The sequence below is a fragment of the Variovorax sp. JS1663 genome (assembly GCF_002157355.1).
Lineage (GTDB): Bacteria > Pseudomonadota > Gammaproteobacteria > Burkholderiales > Burkholderiaceae_C > Variovorax.
Genome location: NZ_LYMK01000031.1, coordinates 27,382 through 45,384, shown reverse-complemented (window position 1 = coordinate 45,384; position 18,003 = coordinate 27,382). Strand labels below are relative to the sequence as shown.

The following is an 18,003-nucleotide window of genomic DNA, read 5'->3' as shown; positions in this document are numbered from 1 at the left end:
GTTCACTTTCTGAAAATCTGCCTTGCAGGCACCGCGCTTTGCGCCGGCCCAGGAATTCCCATGCCGGGCAGCAGGATTGCGGTCACTCGCAGTGTGCCCTCGAAGCGGTCAGCCCGGAAGCGGACCTTGTCGCCCGCTTTGGCCCGAAGGATCACTCTGGCATCCACGTAGTGAAAGATCGTCGTCCTTGCGGGCAGGTGCAGATGCGCGATTGGCTCGTGGCGTAGCGTCACCTCGCCACGCTCGGCATCGATCTTGACGATTTCCCCGGCGATGAAGTCGGTGGCCGAGGGCTGCTGGGCATAACTGCGGCCTGCGAACCCTGGAGCCATGTACGCGCACAGGAAAATTAGCTGGTGCCGGCGGGAGATTTTCAAAAGGCCTCCTGCTTCACGACGGCGCCCACTTTCGGCGCCCGTTGCGTGGCGGCTGCGCCTCTCATTTCTTCGGTGCGGCAGCCGCCGCCCCCGAGTCGGCAGGAGCGGCTGCGCCGATGCTCGGCGCGCCCGTCACGAAGATCACCGCCGCCAGTGCCAGGTGGACCCAGGCGAGCATGGTCAGCGAATCGGCGCGCGGGATTGTCCCTAAAGCCGAAGGCCACCACCAGTTGAACCGTGAACAGCGCTGCGAGTGCGATCGCCGAAACCAAGCTGAAACGCAGCCGGAAGAGCAATGCCACACCGAACAAGGACTGCGCTGCGGTCAGGAAGATTGCTCGTGCTGGCGCGTTTAGTGGCGTCGATGTCAGCAGCGTGCGCCCACGCTCATCCCCAGCGGCACCATGCACGCGTGACCGCCTCCATGATGCCCACCGCCATACCCACCAAAAATTCTGTCCAAAAGTCCCATGAATCTGCTCCATGAGTTCAACTCATATTACGCCCGCTTCGATTCTATTGCCCATGGTCTAAAGCTCTCAAGCGCCTTGCAACGCTGTCGGTTGGAGAAGCGAGATGGCTGAACGTTCCCCAAAGTACTGACTCCAACCTGACCACAGATTGACCAGGAGATGCAATGAGATTGGTTTCATTGGCGTTCGCGCTCCTTGTGACATTGGCAATCACCGGGTGTGCCGTCGCCCAGCCCGGCTTGACTGCATCGCCGCCCCTGCGAATCGACGAGGTGGTGGCGATGAGTGCGCGCGGAGAGAGTGATGCAGCGATCATTGCCCAGATCCAGCAGCGGGGCACTGCATTCGTGCTGGCGCCCGAGGACCTCGTGCAGCAGCGCGCCGCGGGTGTCAGCGACGGCGTCCTGCGCTATGTACAGGGCCGCAGCGACGGCGGTGACCAAGCCCTCAGGGCTCGCATCCTGTCCGGCCGCTACCCTGTCCCCGCGTACTACGGCACCTCCTACCTAGGCTATTCGTACCTTGGATACCACGGAGGCCAGCACTACTACGGTGTGGCGAACCGCGGCCATTCGGGCGGGCATGCTCCGATGCACCATGGAGGCCATCATGGCGGTGGGCATCATTGATACCCGCGTGGCCAAGCTCCACCCATGGGCTGTGGCCCTGCGGCGGGCTGCGGCAGCAATCCTTGGCCTGACGGCAGCATTCATGGCCGCGGCGGACCCACAAACGCTGTACAAGTCGGTGCTGCCCAATGGCGAGGTCGTCTACGCCGATTTGCCGCAGCCAGGTGCCAAGCGCACGGAAAAACTCTCCGTCGAGTCGCATCCGTCCGACGCGCGGGCAACCCAAGCGGCGCAGCGCGATCTGGCCGCCGTGCGAGAGCAGCTTCTGCGGGACGCCGATGCACGCTCAGCCCGTGGGCAGCAATTGGACAGGGATATTGCCCGCGTTTCGGGCCAGCTACGGGACGCGCAGACACGACAGGAGCAAGGCCGGGCAGTTCAAGAAGGCGACCGCCAAGGGCGCCGACTGGTCGGTCCATACTGGCAACGCCAGCAGATGCTCGAAAACGAAGTGCAGCGCGCCCGGAAGGCGCTGAGCGCGCTCATGAGGGAGCGCGCAGCATTGCAGTAAAACGGAACCTGCCGTCGGCGCGCCGATTCTCCTGCCCGCAACGCAAGCTCACCCTTCAGAGCCTCTCCCATATCATCCGCACGCGGGCACTCGGCGCATTGCCAGGGCTTCGACCCTGCCGCAGTTGTTCGTCACAGTGAGCGTCCTGATGGGAGCGAGGCGCTCGAAGTGTGGGTCGTCAGACGAACGACGGAACAGACGCAATAACCTCTTTGCCGGCCACCCGGCCCGGCCCGGCCGCTGGCGCCTACTGCTGCGCATCTTGGGACGCCGATTTCTCTTTGTCGTCTGGCTTGAGCTTGCCAAGTGCGAAAAGTACCAGAAAGTTGGCGAGGGCAAGCACGAACCCGATGTCGTAGTATCCGAATCCCACGGCAGCGCCCACAACGCCTGTATTCAGGATGCTCGCCGCAGTGGCAGTGCCATGTGTCGTCGTGCCGGCCTTCAGGATTGCACCGCCGCCAATAAAGCCAATGCCAGTGATCACGCCCTCCAGGATGCGAGCCTGCCCAACCGAGCGTTCGCCAAGGACTTCAATGGCGAGCACGACAAAGCCACAGCTTGCTATGGCGACGATCGGAAACGTGCGCAGACCGGCACTGTTCGAGCCGTGTTCACGGTTCCAGGCGATGGGCAACGTGAAAAGGAAGGCCAAGGCCATACGTACGAGGTGGTTTGTCACGTCGCCCCACACGCCCCAAAGGGAACTTGTCATGCTGATATCTCGCCCAAGTTGGTGATTCGGCGCTATGTTCGAGCAGGTGGCGAAATCGAAGAATACTCACGCGGTCGGGAATGCGCTCGGTGCTGCCCAGCCCGACGAAATCGCGGTACAGCGAAACCTCAAACAGTGCTTCTTCCATCGCCAGGTCGCTCAAGCCGAACCATCGCTGCAAGAAGTGAATGCGCAGCATCGTTTCAACAGCAAAGGCGGTCGGCCAGTGGAATTCTTCGGTGCGTGCGAGGCAATCAACGCCACCAATTCGGTCCACGGCACTACCAATTCCATCTCGTCGAGGAACACCACCTTGCGCGTGCGCCGTGTGCAGATTCAGGCCGAGGTCTTGTTGCTTCATACCGATAATGTCTTGCTTACGCGTGACGTCACTGTACTCGTCTGGGCAGAGTTTTGAACACCATCTCTAGAGCTTTCTGTCACCTTCGATTGCATGCAAGCTGTCGTCGTCGATCTGGATCGTCGTGTGGGACAAGCCAAAATTGGATTTCATCAGCTCGCGGGCGGCGACGAGTGTCGACCGGGCTTCAGACATTTCGGCCACGACCAAGTGACAACTCATGGCGTCGATGCCGGATGTGATGGTCCAGACGTGCAGATCCTGCACAGCCATCACACCGCGAACCGTGCGCAGCTTTTGCTCTAACAGCGCAACATTCACTTCGGGCGGTGTTCCTTCCATGAGGATGTTGATTGCCTGCTTTAAGAGAATCCACGTCCGCGGAACGATGAAAAGCCCGATCCCTGCACCGATGATCGGATCGGCTAACGTCGAACCGGTCAGCATGACGACACCGGCAGCAACGATCACCCCCAAAGAGCCCAGCATGTCGCCTAGCACCTCGAAATAAGCGCCTTTGACATTAAGGCTTTCCGATGAACCCGCAGAGAGCAACCGCATGCTGATCAAGTTGACTGCGAGGCCCACTATAGCCACTGCAAACATGGGTCCGCCCAGAATTTCCGGCGGACTTAGGAACCGTTGGTAAGCTTCGTAGAAGATGTAGATCGTGAGCAACAACAGAACGACTGCATTGGTCAGCGCGGAAAGCACTTCCATGCGCACATAGCCGTAGGTTTTCTGTGGCGTTGCTGGACGTTCGGAAAAACGAATGGCGATCAGCGCCAGCGCCAAGCCGCCGGCGTCCGTCAGCATATGCGCAGCATCCGCCAGCAGCGCAAGGCTTCCTGTCCACAGGCCGCCTATGACCTCGATCGCCATGAATGTGGCCGTAAGCGCGAGCGCCCACGCAAGCTTCAGCTTGTGCCGGCCTGCCGCAGTACCTGACGTAACTGCTGCTGCGTTGACCTGATCGCTCATGATTGATGCTGGGTGTAAAGCGTCATCGTGAAATTCGCCGGATTCGAAAGAGACTTCATTGTGTACGCAGCGGCACGATGGCGCGGGGGCTGAATGCAGCAGTTCATGGGTCGCCTTCAATCCTTGACCGGCAGCAGCGAGAAGCCGATCTCGGTCGCGCCCGAGCGCGACGAAGCTTGCGTTTCGCCGCCGTGCATGCGTGCGATGGCGGCAACGATGGCCAAGCCCAAGCCGTGATTTTCAGTCGATCCCGTCCGTGCGCGTTCTACGCGAAAGAACCTTTCGAAGAGGTGCGGGAGGGCCTCGGCAGGAATCGTCTCGCCCCGGTTGGCCACTTTCACCCAGACGCCGCCCGCTTCCTCTTGGATGTTGACGGCGATGGCGGAATTCGGCGCGGCAAAATGAATCGCATTGTCGAGCAAGTTGGAAATGGCCCGCCGCACGAGTGGCACATCGATTCGAGCCATGGCGTCGCCGGAGATGCGCACCTTCAACTGGGCAGCTTCCAATGCAGCCTCATGAAACTCGGCAACAGAGCGGACCTCGTCGGCGAGGCGGACGAGGTCCAAGCGGCGGGCCACGGCACCTCGGTCCGCCTTGGACAGAAAAAGCATGTCCGTGACAATGGCAGACAAGCGCTGCGCTTCCTCGAGGTTCGAAATCAGTGCTTCCTTCAACTCCACCGCCGTCCGCGGGCGAGCCAGTTCGACCTCGGCGGTGCCGATCAGGTTGGCCAGCGGCGTGCGCAACTCATGCGCCACATCGGCATTGAACGATTCCAGTTGCTGGTACGCCTGTTCGACACGTTCGAGCAACGCATTGAACTGGGATACCCACGGCACGATCTCGACGGCATAGCCCGCGGGATCGATGCGGCGGCCAGGATGTTCGGGTCCGGTTGCTGCCGTCTGCTGGGCGAGCTTCTTCAGGGGCCGCAACCCCCGTCCAACCAACAGCGAGCCGGTCAGCGAAACCAGCAGAGTCCCGACCACCGCCGCGCCCAGCAAGGTCCAAGCGAGGCGCCCGAGCAGTTTAAAGTCCCCCTGCGCGTCCACGCCCAGCTGAAGTTGAATGGGGTCACCACTCTCCCGAGGATTCTCCAGTGAAACTGGCTTCCAGATCCAGCGCGCACTGGACCGCGATGGCTCGGAGGCATAGATGGTGTTGCCCGTTTGGCGCAGCACGACGCTGATGTCCGCATGGGAGATAAAGAAATCGTCCAGTTTGTGACGCAATCCTTCCCAATCCTGCGCGACGCCCACCTCGGCGAGCAAGTGCTTGATGACCTCGGTATGCTGCTCGAACTCCTCAGCCTGCTTGATCCTGAAACTCCAAGCCGTTACTGCATAGATCAGGGCGCAGACGATACTCAGCCCGACAAAAATCTGCACGGTCATCCACCGCGACAAGGACGCCTGAATTGATGGCGCCTTCATGATGCGATCGTCCGGCGGCTCCCCAGCACATAGCCCATGCCACGCACCGTATGCAAGAGCTTCTCGTCGAAACCGTCGTCGATCTTGCTGCGCAGGCGCCGGACGGCCACATCCACAACATTGGTTTCGCTGTCGAAGTTTATGTCCCACACCTGCTCGGTCAATACTGTGCGTGGAAGCACTTGGCCTTGGCGCCGAATCAGCAATGCCAGCAAGGCGAGTTCCTTTGCGGTGAGTTCCAGGCGCTGGCCGTTGCGCGTCGCCTCGCGCGCTACGAGATCGAGGGCCAGACCTCTCAGCGCATAGTGCGTAACATCCTGGAGTTGTCCGCGACGCAATAGTGCTCTTCGTAAAACCGCAAGACCGGCAAAACCATCGATGCCCGGCAGCATCACGTCCAGCACCGGGGCGTCGTAGTCGCCACTGATCGCCAATTCCCTGCCTTCGATGCCCGTGCGCGCCATGTCGACCGTGAAGCCGCTTTCCGAAAGCCCGTTGCGGAAATAGTCGCCCAATTTGAGCTCGTCTTCGATCACAAGCATGCGCATCAGAGGATCGTATCGCGCGCAGCATCAACGGCGCATTACAACCTTGTAATCGGCTTGTATGTCGTTTGGTGGATTCGCGTCATAGAGTGGGATGCGCGCCGGCCGGGTCTAACTGGCCGGTAGGGTCTGGATCGCCGTGATCCGGGCCCACATCCTAGGAGCACCATCATGCAAAAGCGCAGCTTCATCGCACTGACGATCGTTATCGGCTCCGCCGTCTCCGCACCGCTGGCAGCGTCTGCCGCCAGTGAGTACCATCCCGCACCGACGGAAGCAGGCGTGACCTACCATCCCGATCACATGAGCAGCAACAGGACGCGGGCGCAAGTCGTGGCCGAAACCAACGCTGCACGCAAGCACCCGTTCTGGAGATTTGCGAGCGTAGGCGCTCCTTGGCCGGCAGCCAAGACCGGTCCGGGCAGGTCCCGCGATGAGGTCTACAGGGAAACAGTTGAGGCCATGCGCGCAGGCACCATTCCATCCGGCGAGAAGTGACTGCAACCCCGATTGCGCAAGGCGTCGCAGCGAGTTCTTTGCGCAATCGGGGGATTTCCGCCACTTGGGAATCGCGATCGCCGCGGCGAGCTGGATCGTTGCGATCGACAACTGGTCGTTCTAGACCTTCCTCGCGGCCCAGGAGACTACCTCACTCTTCATGGGGGTGGTCGCACTGTCACTGGGCCTCGTGCTTGTCGGCGCATTTGGAACGTGTTGCGGGCGCTCTGCATCGTGGATCTTGCGATACGCGGAGTCCTGCCGGCCGGCCTGCTGTGGTACATCGGGGTTCGTCGAAGTCCGGGGAACCAAACCATGTTTCAGACGCGGGCTTCGCCGTGGGCGCCGTGCTGCTGACCGGCGTGGTCGGCTTCCCGTTCTATGGCACCTTCGCCCCCACCTTTCGCAACCATCGTCAGTTGAGGTTTCAGCTGGTGCCAAGTACTCTGTCAACGCGGTGTACGGTTTCCTAAGATAGCCTGGGGCAACGCAATTTCAAGCGCCATTGGCAAGTGCACGCCTGGATGCTGTGGGTCGGCATGGCACAGCGCAACTTCCGCGAGGTGATGGGCCAGGTGTTTCGGCTGGTTTTGGTGCACCTCTGGGCCACCTTACCGGGCGCCTCCCCTGGGAAACCCGGGGCCTGCGCGCGCAAGCGCATTCCGGCCCATGCCCGTGCCGCCGGACCTTCAAATTTTCTTGGATCTAAACGGAAATGACCGAGGATCGGCAAGCCGGTGGAAATTCGTATCCGCTACCTTGTGACGAAGGCATCTACTTGCCATACGCAGCTCGCACCTCTTGATCGACCAGCGCCTTGAGCTGGCTCGAGCCGAAGTCGACAAGCGGCTTTCCATTGACGAAGAAACCGGGTGTCTTAGTCAGGCGGAGCGTCTCGACATCGGCGACGTCCTGCAGCAGGATCTTGGCGATGCGTGGATCGTCCAGATCCGCTTTTGCCTTCGCGATGTCGAGGCCTGTGCCCTTGATGTTTTCCCAGATCAACGCCGGCCGAGGGGCTTCGTGGGAAGCCCAGATCGGTTGAGCGGCGAACATCGCCTCAATCACCGGCCAATACAAGTTCTGCATCCGGGCGGCCTCGAGGATCTTGACGGCTTCATCAGAACCATGGTGCAAGGGCGCATATCGAACCGCCAGATTCACCTGCCCAAAACTTGCGTTAATCATGCCTTTCACGAAGGGGTAGAACGCACGGCAAGTCTCGCAGGCCGGATCGAGGAACTCGACGATGGTTACCTTGGCGTTCGGATTGCCGTAGATGGGCGAATGAGGCCGGACCAATGCATCGCGATTGATCTGAGCGAGGTTGACAGCCCGCTCGTCTTTCTTGCCGGCATAGAAGAAGGCGCCGAGGACAAACAAAGCCACGGCCAGCATTCCCGCAGCAACCACCAACAGACTTCTTTTCATTTCTGTACCTCCTTCCGGGCAACAACCAACAGCGCCACGATGAATGTGAACGCCATGAGCGACAGCAGTGGAATCGACAAGAAGCCGGCCAAGGCCAGTTGCGCATCTGTGCAAGAGGCACCCTGGCCGCAGGGAACCAGCCCTTTCGGCACCACGCCCCAGTACAGCAGGCAATGGTGGAGCGCGACGGTCCATCCGCCCATTGCCAGTGGCATTGCGTAGCGAACGCTGCGCAGATCCACCGGCAACAGACCCATTGCCAATATGACGACCAACGGGAACATGGCGATTCGCTGATACCAGCACAGCACGCAGGGTGTACGCCCCATGACTTCGCCCAGAAACAACGCTCCCAGCGTCGACACCAACGCGATCAGCCAAGCTGAGAACAGCGCCATCCACCGCGCACGGCTCACGGGCGCAACCGTGACTTGCGGCGTCCGGACGAGCTCCGGACGCGCGGAGGGCGGAGTTTCTTCGTTCATCGATGCGATTGCGAGGAGGACGGCTGCACGGCCGATTGAACCACGGCGATGTCGCTGGTCGCCCGAAAGGTACGGTCGACGACCCGGACAAGCTGCCGTCAACGGTGAGACAGGCTGCATCCGCCCCGGCATTGTGGAGCCGAAGAACACGACCGTCACCTTGCCCTTGAAGTCCGACAGAGTGCGCAAACGGCCATCAGCATCTGGAAGTTCCAGCTTGCTGGCGTATTCGGCGCCGGAGCTCGACGGAGTTGAACGGCTGCGGCGCCGGCGAGCACGCAGATGCCATCGCCACGAGCAAGAGCAGCGTCCAACGGCAAAGCTTGAGGTAGGCGGACAACCCGTGCTCGCATCAAGGCTTGAGCGTGCCGCAGATGATGCGGACCGCCTCGGGTGTCAGGAGGGCCATCATGGCGAACAGCGCCACCCAGACGACTAAGGAAATGCCAATAGCGAGCGCACAGGCTGATTCGCCAGGCGACGCGGACCTGATCGGTATCCGACCAGCCTGTTCGCATGGTCAGCACCACGGCGACGATGCCACCTGCAACGTGAAGGCTGTGCATCGCCGTCAGCAAGTAGAAGTAGGCAGGATTGCCGGCCAGCAGGACGCGGGCAGCCTGCATTTCTGACCTCGCCCACAATTGGACGCCGAGGAAAGCAAACGTGCTTGCGCCCCCCAGGAGCCACAATCCGAGCGCCTTGGATTGGGGAGCCAGGCGCGCCGCGCCTCCGGCTCGCTGTAGCGCGATGCTGCCGATCGCAAGTAGTCCCGTACTGAGCCAAAGCAGCCACGGCAGCGCGAGCGGGTAGCCCTCGACCCCGTCCGGGCGAAAAACGTACGCCAGGCTCACGTGCGAAGAGCATCGTCGCGACGCCCATGAAAAACCACAATCCTGTCGTGGCGACAGCGCCCGGACGGGGCAAGCTGGTCGATGGGATCATGCCGGGATCGTCACCGCGTCCGGTCGGTGCAGCGATGGTGGTCGACACGTTCATGCCTGATCCCCTTACAAACTTCGGGTTCGAATCAACCCGGGCCCCTCACTTCAGCGTGAACCGCACCGTGGTCGCTGGCTTGGAGGGCCTTGTGACGACGGCCTTGGTGCGGGCGCTGATCTGGAAAGTGCCCGTCGCTTCCAGCCTGTCGAAAACGGGGTGAAGGGCCACCACTTGCTTCGACTTGCCTGTGCCCAGCGCAATCTTCGCATCGAGTTCTAAAAGGTCAATCCGTGTCCCATGCCCGCGAATGTAGAGACGGAGGCTGTCCGGGCTGGCGACAAGTTCGTAATCCGCGTCCTCGGTTTCAATCACCACACCACCTTCGATAGGTCCTTTCGGATGGTCGTCAGCCACGCACGATGCGAACGTCCCGGCGCTGAGCAGAAGCAAGACTGAGGCGAAAGCGGCTTGCAGAATCATTTAGCGGCTCGTTCCGAAGGCCGACGAGAATCTTTAAAACCGCTTGCCGTCAGCGCACGACTACTGCTTTGAACGAACACGCGGTGGAAAGTGCCATCGGTTTCAATCTTCGCGACGGCGCCTCGTGCAGCTTCACACTTGTCCGCGGGCGGCGGATTGCGCGGATCGCGGGAGGCTTAGTTCATATCCGATGCTTGGGCGCTTGGCCTGCCTCAACGTCCTCCCAGAGGATCTACCCTTCCCAGCAGGGTTTCGATCTACCTGTTCAGTTCGGTGAAATCGATCTCGCCGAGGTGGCGCTTGACGACCCGGCCGCGCTTGACGCGTGTCCTTCGCGGCGCTGGTCGGGCCGGCATAGGTTGCGAGGCGGTGCTCGTTGGCGCGCCGACTGCGGCCCTTTTCGAGCCCGATTGCCAACGCCCCGAGCGGATCCGCCATGGCGGCCAGCCGAGCCGACAGAAGCGGATGATACCGCCACCGCCAGGGGGTGCTCACCGTGCCTGTGCGCCTGGTCCCCTGGTCCAGCCGGCGCCCTTCCTGTTTCCGACGAACTTTCGAAATCCTGCGCGGAGAAAGAATGTGCTTTGGTGTCGCGGGTTTTTAGGTGCAGCCCCTTCGCCCATCTCTATTCCCGGGGTTCTCAGCGCAGAACGGCGCCGCCGCCGCGCCCCCCGACCCCCACCCCAGAGCACGCGCCGCGCGCGGTATATCATGAGTATGCGTCCTGCCGCCCCATATGCCCCCACCGGTGCAGATCCCCGCACGAACAAGCCCCCCGCGGGACCTTCCCGCACGCCACCATGTCCTGACCGAATCCGGCTCGATGGGGAATCGAACCAGGCCGAGCGATCTCCACGCAGCCGGAGGGAGGGGAGCGGTGCGAGGCGGGCGGTTCCGGCAGAGCGCCACACTTGGCGGACACCTTGCGCGGCGAACGCGCCCGTTTCGCCCATGCGTCCCTACGGAGATGGCACCGGTCGTGACCGTTCCAGACCAAAGCCACACTTGGCGGACACCTTGCGCAGCGGGCCTTTTCCGGTTGGGGCGGGTGCTGATGGTGCAGCCCGCTTTAGCCAGGCGATTGGATCCATGTCCCGATCGAGAAGGTTCGGATGGGGCTCGACACAGATGGGGCGCTGTTCCGATGGAACACCTCCGATCGAGCATTTCCCTACCGAACAAGGTTCTCCCAGGGCCCGGTCGAGACGGTTGTTCTCGCGTTGCAGCTTCGGCACCAGGCCGAGCCGAGCGCGCGTAGATCGTGACGGGCGAGGTGCCGGCTCGGGACACGTTCGAGCACCTGGTGCACGTGTAGACGTGGCGCAGCCTGGGCGGCCGCTCGCGCTGAAACCGCCGCCGCTCCAGCTCGGCGACCAAGTCGGCATCGCTCAGGCCGGACAGATCGACAGGGGGCATGCTGCGCGAGGGATGTGCTCGAAGGGGATCGACCCCAGCAGGATCGAGCCGGCGGGGATCAGGTGCCTTGGGGAACTTGTGCCGGCGCGGCGCGGAACCGAGGCCTTGCGGGAGCCGGGTTCCGGTGGGAGAGAGGGTCGACGGGGGTTGCCGGGACGAGGAGCGCGTGCACTGAGCGTACTTCTCATGATATACCGCAGAAAACCTGACTCCGGTGAGATTTTTCAGACCCCTGCTGCTGCTACTTGCGTGATTGCCGGGAGCGGGACCTTCCGGGGGCGGCCACGAGGCGCAGGAACCTTCGGCGGCGGGGGCTCGACCTTCTCGGCCCTGGCCAGACGATCGGCAGCCTCCCGGGCCGCGCGCAGCTGCCCGTACGCGACGATCGAGCGCCAGCGCTGCAGCAGGAAGTCGACGTAGTCATCGGCCTTCCAGTCCGTGCCGGCCGGCGTGCGGGCGTGGGCGTAGAGGCCAAGAGCCCACGCGTCCGATAGCTCCACGACGGCGGTGCGCCCGTTCGTGAGCACGCCCACGTCGATCGCAAAGGGATGGGCGTTGCCCCGGGCTTCAAGGTAGGTCACCGTGCTGTCGATCGCGCTTTGCACGACCTCGGTGGTGGGCTCGGGCGCGTCGTCGTCGCCGTCAGCGTCGTAGCGTGCCTTGGCCAGGATGTGGCCCGTTGCGTCCACGTAGTAGCGCCACTCGCAGGCGAACTCGACCACCTCGGACAGCCAAACGCGGGTGGCGGTCTTGAGCGACGCGATCGCCTTGAGCTGCTCGAGCTGGTATTCGGTGTGCTTGGCGCCCGGGCGCGGATCGTAGACGAAGCCGGAAAAGCTCTTGGTTGCCACGGGCTTCACGAAGACCGGCCCTTCAGCCGCCTTCAGCTCATAGAGCACGCCCTCGCGGATTTCGCGGCGCAGGAAGTCTCCGACCGGGCCGTAGCCCATGCCCTCCGGCTCCGGGACACCCCGAATCCCCATCACTGCGCGCACGAACTCCACGGTGCCCACCGGCAGGATCTCGCCCAGGTACGCGGCCAGGCTCGCGCGGGCATCGAGGCTGGACTGGAGTTCCTTCAGGGACACCCGGCGAACGGGCATCCCCCGCATGGTGGCCACCAGCAGTGCGGTGCGCACTTCGGCGGACGTTTCCGCCTGCAGCACCAGCATCGCGGGGGTGCTTGCAGCGGCCGGGGCTGCTGCCTGGCGCGCGCCTGGAACGAAGCGTTGGACGGTATTCACTATATTGCCTTGCGCAATCATTGGTTCGTAGGAGAAGATTGACACGGATAATAGAACGCGTTGCCGCGTATCGCCTCAAACTTTCGATCCTCCGCATGAACTTTGCCGCTCCGACGCCACACACCCGTGAATCTGCCCTCCATGGGTCGTCAGCCCTCGCGCCCACGATTGCGGGCTCATATGAGGCCTTTCAGGTACTTTGCGCCGAGTTCCTTCGCGCCGCCGACACCGCCGACGCAGACGCGCTGGCTGCCGACGTGAAGTGCGTGGGCCTGGCGTTCCTGGGCATCCAGTGGGATGACGGCAACCCGTTCCACAAGATCCACCGCGCAGCTGGCGCGCCCGCCCTGATGCGCCTGGTCACGAAGAAGACCATCGAGCGGGAGACGGCGCTGGCCATGGCGGAGGCGGAGGAGGCGCAGGGCGAGAGGTGCGCGCCGTGATCGCCGAGATGAGCGGCGAGCGAGGCCTCTTCCTTTCCCTGGAGGGCGTCGACGGCGCGGGCAAGAGCGGCCACATCGAGGCTCTGCGGAAGTTCCTCGAGGACTCGGGGCGCAGCGTGGTGGTCACCCGCGAGCCGGGCGGCACGCCGCTGGCCGAGCAGCTGCGCACCATGATCCTGAGCGATTCCATGGATCCGCTGACCGAGGCGCTGCTGTGCTTCGCGGCGCGGCGCGACCACATCCAGACCCAGATCGCGCCAGCGCTGGCCGCCGGGAAGGTGGTGATCTGCGACCGGTTCACCGACAGCACGTTCGCCTACCAGGGCGGCGGCCGGGGCTTTGACCTGGCGACCCTGAGCACGCTCGAAGCCATGGTCCAAAGCCGTGACATGCTCGCCGCTGCCGGTCGGGCGCCCGGTCCGGACGCCGGCGGTGCGCTTCTGCAGCCGGATTTGACGCTGCTCTTCTACCTCGATCCCGCGATCGCGGCCCAACGTCTTGCCGGTGCGCGCGCGCCGGACAAGTTCGAGAGCCAGCCGGTCGACTTCTTTCATGCCGTCAACAACGGATACTTGGAGCGAGTACACGGCGATTCGAAACGATTCGTCCTGATCAACGCCTCTCTCTCAAGGGAACAGGTCTGGGCGGACGTTCGGGCGAACCTGTTGGCGCGCGGGCTGCTGGACGCCGCCGCCCCTCCCGAGCAGGCACCGATCGCTTCCAGCCCGGCAGAGGCCGCTGCCGGCCCCCGAACGGCGAGCGCCGAGGGACTGGCGTCACGGGGCAGCTCGCAGTCGGCGCAATCCATCCAGGCCCGTCTTGCCGAGCTTCAGGCAGACAACGTGCGTTCGGCGAACGTGCTCGGCCCGCAAGGATTACAGGTGCAGGCCGCAGAGGCACGCGCCAAGGCGCGCCTGTGCCAGGAGATCCTCGGCTGGGTCGAGGCCGGCGTGCCGCTCACGCTCGCGGACAGCACGAAGGGCACTTCATTCACCGAGGCCGAGAAACAAGCAGAGCCGCGCATCTACGCGCACCCGCAGGACTATGAGCGCCGCGAGGACGGCAAGGTTGTCCGCAAGGACCGCTGGGAATGGGGCATGCGCAATATCGTCACGATCCTGCTGGGCCCGAGGCACAAGTTCGAGATCCACGACATCGTGGAGAGCGTCCGCGCCCTCGCTGAGCGCGCGAAGGTCGCTGCGCAGGAACCGGCGTCGGACGAATCCGGGCTCGACCAGGACCCCGACGCTGCCGCAAGCGCCTGCCCAACGAGAGCAATGGTCAGCGCCTACGCCCTCGACCTGTCGCCACGGGACCACGTCAGGATCGAGCGCGCGGTTCAGCTCGTGGGGGCTGCGAAGTGGGCCGTGCGCCTCCACGGCGATTGCCTGAACCGAACTGGCGAGTGGGAGTGGGAGCCGATGCCCAGCGGGCGCGACGACGCCTTCCTGGCGCGCTGCCGCTTCGATACCGATCAGGAGGCCATCGACGCAGCCGTGCGCGCAGTGGCTGCCATGGTCGAGGCAGACCTCGACGCCCCGCGCCTCGCAACAGCACCGGAGACATCTCGATGAATTCGATCCCACACGCGGCCTTTCCCGCTCAAGCCGCGCCCGCCGGACGCACCCATGAGTTGAAGACGGACCCCGAGGTCTTCCAGGCCACCTGGGACGGCCTCAAGACGTTCGAGATCCGCTTCAATGACCGTGACTTCAAGGTCGGCGACTCGCTCTACCTGCTGGAGACCGAGCACACCGGCGAGGAGATGCGCGCCGGCGCGCCGCTGGTCTACACGGGCCGCACGCAGATGAGGGTCGTCAGCCACGTGCTGGCCGGCTACGGCCTGGCGCCGGGCTGGTGCTGCCTGTCGTACGAAACCCGACTGGCCTCCGCCCCTGCGGTGGACACCACGCGGGAGGCGCTAGACCTCCTGGTCGATGTCTACGACGCCATGGGGGCACCGAGAGGCCCCGCCCGTATCCGGGCCGAGGCTGCGCTGCGAGCCGCCCCCGCCGCAACAGATCCGTCGACAGGGACCTTCAACGGCCTGCCGTTCGATGACTTTGAGGGGCCGGCGCGCGCCCTGCACGCCGCGCTCTGCCGAGCGAACATGATCCAGAGCAAGAGCGGATGGAGCTTCAACGGGTGGACCGCCGACGGTCGCGCCGTGCGCCACCGAATCAGGATCGAGGGCTACGAGCGCACCGGCCCAGGTGTCGAGAAGGAACGTGCCGCCCTGATTGGAGAACAGACATGACCACCACCACCCGCGAGGCCGCCCTCGAAAAGCAGCTCGCCGATCTGCGCCTCGCCCTCCAGCTGGCGCGCGAGGCCTCCAAGGATCTGCGCCGCGCCGGCCGCACCGAGGCGCTCGCCATCCTGCTGCAGCACGGCGCCGAGAACATTGGCGACGTCATCGGATCGCACCCCATCGGCGACACGGGCGACTACGGAGAGCACTGGGACGAGCCGAAGCTGCGCGAGCTGCTGGACGTCACCGCGGACGACCCGACGCTCTCGCTGATCGATCGGTTGGAGGGCATTTACTGGGACCACGTCGCCGAGATCGACGCCCTGAGCGATCGCGCGCCTGCTCCTGGCGTTCGGTGCCGACACAAGACGACCGGCGGAATCTACGAGCGCATCGGGGAAGCGCGGCTTCAAAGCTCGACCCCCGTCACCGACATGGCCACCCTGGTGCTCTACCGCGGCCAGGACGGCGCGCTCTGGGTGCGTCCTCCCGCCGAATTCAACGAACGCTTCGAACCGCTCGCCAAGGACGAGCAAAAATCATGACGATTGCCACCGCCACACCACCCACGCTCACGCCCACCAACACACCCGCCGCGGCGCCTGCGCCCGAGCGGGCCCAGCTCATCGACGCCGCCGCCAAGCTCATCTTCGACCTGCTCGGGATGAAGCCTCCGCCGGCCGAGCTCGTGACGGCTGACACCTTCGGCCCGATGCACGCTTTCGTCGATGCGATCCAGGCGATCGTGAGCAGATCCAGAGGGCCGCTTCCCGCCGCTGCGCCTGCGCCCCCGGCGATCTACGTCGCCGCCAACGGCGATCTCGTGAGCCGGGTGAGCGCCGAACAGGTCGAAGCCGTGCTGGGACCGCACGTGGACAAAATCCGCAGCGCCATGGCCCGGCAGGCAACCGCGGGCCGCCACTACGCCGGCGAAGGTCCGCTCAGCGCCCTCTACGAGATCAGGTACTTCGCGGCCACCCTGGCCGAGGCGCAGACCCTTGCCGCCAACGCCATGGACACGGCTCGCAATCGCGAGTTGGCCGCCCGCCAGCCGGTAAAGGTCTCGCAAGGTGTCGTCCTGCCCGACGAACCTCTCTGGGACCGCAAGGGCAACGTCATCCACGCAGCGGTCGACCGGCTCGGGGCCGCCCAGCGCGCAGCCACAGCGCTGAAGAGCGCCGCCCCACCCGGGATGGCCTCGCCGGGCACATGGGTCTGTGACGGCTATCGCGTCGCAAAGGTCCGTGACGTTCACGCGCCTACCGGCCACGAGCCAGGGGGATGCTATGACCTGGTGCTTTATGCCCGGGACGGCGACAGGATCGGCCGCGAATCGCCCGTCATGGGCGGTCCGCGCGGCTACGAGCCCTTCTGTTCCGCCGAGAACTGGCGCGAGATCGAGGAGCCGCGCTTCCCGCTGCCGCGCTACGGTGATCTCAGCGAGAGCGTGAGCTTCAAGGCCTTGGCAGGCAGTTGCTCGGAAAACTCCGATTCTGCGCGGGACGCCCTCCACGAGGCCCCTCGCCCATGAGCGATTCCGTCGTGGACGAGCAGCTCCTGGAAGAGCTGACCCGACGCTACGAGCCCCCCGTGGTCCCGGCCTGCCGCACGTGCGGCGCACCCTTGGAAGTCGTGGCTTGCGGCGGCGGCAGCCCCACCCGGTACGCCTGCTCGACGCAGACGAACACCTTGCTCCCGGTCGACTGGCAGCACTACGAGGCGAGCCGGGGGGAGGACAGGCGCCAGGGCGGGGACCAGGCGGTGATGCAGCTGATCGCGGCGTACCGCGCGCTGCAGACGCCCGCGTCACCGATCATGCCGCGCCTGTCTACAGGCCGCAATTTGCGGTCGTGCTAACGTGATATTCATCGAAGATCGGGCGCAGTGACAGAGGTTCGTAGTGCTGGCGATAGCGTCCCGTTTGCAGCAGGTACGCGTGTGCCAAGCATGCTGACTCATACCATGTCGCCCAATCCTTTCTGCTCGCGGGCGCTGCTTCAAATAAAACGCGCCAGGTCTGCAGGCCCACGTGGCGATGCGGCTTTGACCATCCACTCGGCAGCGGCTCGCACTTGCGTACTCGCCAAACGGCTCCAAAGTCCCTCTCGGCTTTCACTGGGGGCCTGGGCTCAGGGGCCGAGGCACACAAGTTAAAGGCGACCATGGCCTGCATCAATTCAGATCCAAAGCTCTCCGGCGCCGGGGGAGGCGGATCGCTGCGCCAGCGAACTGGCGTCGTTGAGACATCAAAGCCGGCCTTGACAAACGCTTCCACTATGCAAGCTGTCTGCTCGAGATCAACCTGGTCGACCTGAAGGCCAGGATTGATGATCCAGGTTCGGATTCCAGGGGTATCCGGCCCCACATAAGGCGTTTTAAGCATCACTTTGACGGTCTGGCAGTCGCCCTTTCCCATCGCGTTCTGCAGAATCGATTTGTGCTGCTGAATGACGTCGGGCTCAGCGAACGATGCCGTGGTTGCTGCGCATGCGGTTACCACAATTGCACAGCTGATCAGACGCGTATTCATGGCGAACGTGTACCTGGTGAGGGTATCCACAGCCCGGGCAATCCGGGGATGCAGCGGCTGTGTGCCCAGGGTTCTTGGACGCCGCTGTTGTACATCTGTTCCTTGCGAGTGGCTATACGCCTCTCTATGTAGTTGCAGAGTTGCCGCGGGCGTGAAGGGAGGTGCCGGGCCGGCTCCCAACAAATGCGGGAACCAAGGACCACCAGCTCGACGCGCAGCCCTTCGATTGCCCCGGGATTGGCCGCGAAAGCGGCG

22 protein-coding genes and 1 pseudogene are annotated in these 18,003 nt (G+C 63.8%); 12 read left to right on the top strand and 11 right to left on the bottom strand.

Features of this window, described 5'->3' with window-relative positions:
• Positions 1 to 2: 2 nt before the first annotated feature.
• Entirely contained in the window at positions 3 to 377 is a 375-nt protein-coding gene (locus tag A8M77_RS23425) for a copper-binding protein (RefSeq protein WP_238136937.1), read from the bottom strand.
• A gap of 637 nt (positions 378 to 1,014) precedes the next feature.
• Between A8M77_RS23425 and A8M77_RS36180 the strand changes: the two genes are divergently transcribed.
• Together A8M77_RS36180 and A8M77_RS23415 are read left to right on the top strand one after the other, a co-directional pair.
• Positions 1,015 to 1,479 (top strand): hypothetical protein, encoded by a 465-nt coding sequence (locus A8M77_RS36180; RefSeq protein WP_086923917.1) that lies wholly within the window; start codon positions 1,015 to 1,017, stop codon positions 1,477 to 1,479.
• A complete protein-coding gene (locus A8M77_RS23415; RefSeq protein WP_158100981.1) occupies positions 1,460 to 1,990 on the top strand; it encodes a DUF4124 domain-containing protein in 531 nt (176 codons plus the stop codon). Before A8M77_RS36180 ends, A8M77_RS23415 begins: the two co-directional genes overlap by 20 nt.
• A 247-nt stretch (positions 1,991 to 2,237) precedes the next feature.
• Here A8M77_RS23415 and A8M77_RS23410 read toward each other — a convergent pair whose 3' ends face one another.
• The 5 genes and pseudogenes from A8M77_RS23410 to A8M77_RS23390 form a co-directional block, all read right to left on the bottom strand.
• Positions 2,238 to 2,651, bottom strand: coding sequence for an MgtC/SapB family protein (locus tag A8M77_RS23410; RefSeq protein ID WP_202820651.1), 414 nt, complete (start codon positions 2,649 to 2,651; stop codon positions 2,238 to 2,240).
• Between the two features lie 91 nt (positions 2,652 to 2,742).
• Positions 2,743 to 3,066 (bottom strand): annotated as a pseudogene (locus A8M77_RS23405) (transposase); the annotation flags it as partial.
• Positions 3,067 to 3,132: 66 nt separating this feature from the next.
• Positions 3,133 to 4,047, bottom strand: coding sequence for a cation diffusion facilitator family transporter (locus A8M77_RS23400; protein WP_086923914.1), 915 nt, complete (start codon positions 4,045 to 4,047; stop codon positions 3,133 to 3,135).
• 116 nt (positions 4,048 to 4,163) lie between these two features.
• On the bottom strand, positions 4,164 to 5,444 hold the full coding sequence (locus tag A8M77_RS23395) for a heavy metal sensor histidine kinase (RefSeq protein ID WP_238136936.1): 1,281 nt from the start codon (positions 5,442 to 5,444) through the stop codon (positions 4,164 to 4,166).
• Between the two features lie 35 nt (positions 5,445 to 5,479).
• Positions 5,480 to 6,031 (bottom strand): winged helix-turn-helix domain-containing protein, encoded by a 552-nt coding sequence (locus tag A8M77_RS23390; RefSeq protein ID WP_086923912.1) that lies wholly within the window; start codon positions 6,029 to 6,031, stop codon positions 5,480 to 5,482.
• 168 nt (positions 6,032 to 6,199) lie between these two features.
• Between A8M77_RS23390 and A8M77_RS23385 the strand changes: the two genes are divergently transcribed.
• Genes A8M77_RS23385 through A8M77_RS37470 form a run of 3 tightly spaced genes read left to right on the top strand, consistent with a single transcriptional unit; the run spans position 6,200 to position 7,245 of the window.
• On the top strand, positions 6,200 to 6,526 hold the full coding sequence (locus A8M77_RS23385) for a DUF4148 domain-containing protein (protein ID WP_086923911.1): 327 nt from the start codon (positions 6,200 to 6,202) through the stop codon (positions 6,524 to 6,526).
• Entirely contained in the window at positions 6,523 to 6,999 is a 477-nt protein-coding gene (locus A8M77_RS37475) for a phosphoethanolamine transferase domain-containing protein (protein ID WP_443272255.1), read from the top strand. The genes A8M77_RS23385 and A8M77_RS37475 overlap by 4 nt, the downstream gene beginning before the upstream one ends.
• Before the next feature lie 6 nt (positions 7,000 to 7,005).
• Positions 7,006 to 7,245: a DUF3703 domain-containing protein gene (locus A8M77_RS37470; protein ID WP_443272290.1), complete on the top strand. Its 240-nt coding sequence runs from the start codon at positions 7,006 to 7,008 to the stop codon at positions 7,243 to 7,245.
• Between the two features lie 55 nt (positions 7,246 to 7,300).
• On the opposite strand, the gene A8M77_RS23375 is transcribed toward A8M77_RS37470, so the two are convergent.
• Both A8M77_RS23375 and A8M77_RS23370 read right to left on the bottom strand, forming a co-directional pair.
• Positions 7,301 to 7,957, bottom strand: a complete 657-nt coding sequence (locus tag A8M77_RS23375; RefSeq protein WP_086923909.1) for a DsbA family protein — start codon at positions 7,955 to 7,957, stop codon at positions 7,301 to 7,303.
• A complete protein-coding gene (locus tag A8M77_RS23370) occupies positions 7,954 to 8,442 on the bottom strand; it encodes a disulfide bond formation protein B (protein WP_086923908.1) in 489 nt (162 codons plus the stop codon). Before A8M77_RS23370 ends, A8M77_RS23375 begins: the two co-directional genes overlap by 4 nt.
• Positions 8,443 to 8,852: 410 nt before the next feature.
• On the opposite strand from A8M77_RS23370, the gene A8M77_RS36170 reads away from it, so the two are divergent.
• Positions 8,853 to 9,074 (top strand): hypothetical protein, encoded by a 222-nt coding sequence (locus A8M77_RS36170; RefSeq protein WP_158100978.1) that lies wholly within the window; start codon positions 8,853 to 8,855, stop codon positions 9,072 to 9,074.
• Positions 9,075 to 9,486: 412 nt separating this feature from the next.
• Here the strand turns inward: A8M77_RS36170 and A8M77_RS23360 are convergent, their stop codons facing one another.
• Both A8M77_RS23360 and A8M77_RS23355 read right to left on the bottom strand, forming a co-directional pair.
• The gene (locus tag A8M77_RS23360; RefSeq protein WP_086923907.1) at positions 9,487 to 9,864 is read right to left on the bottom strand and encodes a hypothetical protein; all 378 of its coding nucleotides are present in this window, start codon (positions 9,862 to 9,864) and stop codon (positions 9,487 to 9,489) included.
• Between the two features lie 1,640 nt (positions 9,865 to 11,504).
• Positions 11,505 to 12,524, bottom strand: coding sequence for an ATP-grasp domain-containing protein (locus A8M77_RS23355; RefSeq protein ID WP_158100977.1), 1,020 nt, complete (start codon positions 12,522 to 12,524; stop codon positions 11,505 to 11,507).
• Positions 12,525 to 12,619: 95 nt separating this feature from the next.
• Here A8M77_RS23355 and A8M77_RS23350 point away from each other — a divergent pair, with 95 nt between their 5' ends.
• From A8M77_RS23350 to A8M77_RS23325, 6 genes are read left to right on the top strand one after another with little or no spacing between them, the layout of a single operon-like run.
• A complete protein-coding gene (locus A8M77_RS23350; RefSeq protein ID WP_143694729.1) occupies positions 12,620 to 12,967 on the top strand; it encodes a hypothetical protein in 348 nt (115 codons plus the stop codon).
• Positions 12,964 to 14,541, top strand: a complete 1,578-nt coding sequence (gene tmk, locus A8M77_RS37385) for a dTMP kinase (protein ID WP_337590028.1) — start codon at positions 12,964 to 12,966, stop codon at positions 14,539 to 14,541. The genes A8M77_RS23350 and tmk overlap by 4 nt, the downstream gene beginning before the upstream one ends.
• Positions 14,538 to 15,224: a DUF3850 domain-containing protein gene (locus tag A8M77_RS23340; protein WP_086923904.1), complete on the top strand. Its 687-nt coding sequence runs from the start codon at positions 14,538 to 14,540 to the stop codon at positions 15,222 to 15,224. The genes tmk and A8M77_RS23340 overlap by 4 nt, the downstream gene beginning before the upstream one ends.
• Entirely contained in the window at positions 15,221 to 15,763 is a 543-nt protein-coding gene (locus A8M77_RS36955; RefSeq protein ID WP_086923903.1) for a hypothetical protein, read from the top strand. The genes A8M77_RS23340 and A8M77_RS36955 overlap by 4 nt, the downstream gene beginning before the upstream one ends.
• Entirely contained in the window at positions 15,760 to 16,749 is a 990-nt protein-coding gene (locus tag A8M77_RS23330; protein WP_086923902.1) for a hypothetical protein, read from the top strand. Before A8M77_RS36955 ends, A8M77_RS23330 begins: the two co-directional genes overlap by 4 nt.
• Positions 16,746 to 17,075, top strand: a complete 330-nt coding sequence (locus tag A8M77_RS23325; protein WP_086923901.1) for a hypothetical protein — start codon at positions 16,746 to 16,748, stop codon at positions 17,073 to 17,075. The genes A8M77_RS23330 and A8M77_RS23325 overlap by 4 nt, the downstream gene beginning before the upstream one ends.
• Here the strand turns inward: A8M77_RS23325 and A8M77_RS35435 are convergent.
• Positions 17,047 to 17,748, bottom strand: a complete 702-nt coding sequence (locus A8M77_RS35435) for a hypothetical protein (RefSeq protein ID WP_143694728.1) — start codon at positions 17,746 to 17,748, stop codon at positions 17,047 to 17,049. The two genes, A8M77_RS23325 and A8M77_RS35435, sit on opposite strands and share 29 nt — an antisense overlap.
• Between the last annotated feature and the right edge of the window lie 255 nt (positions 17,749 to 18,003).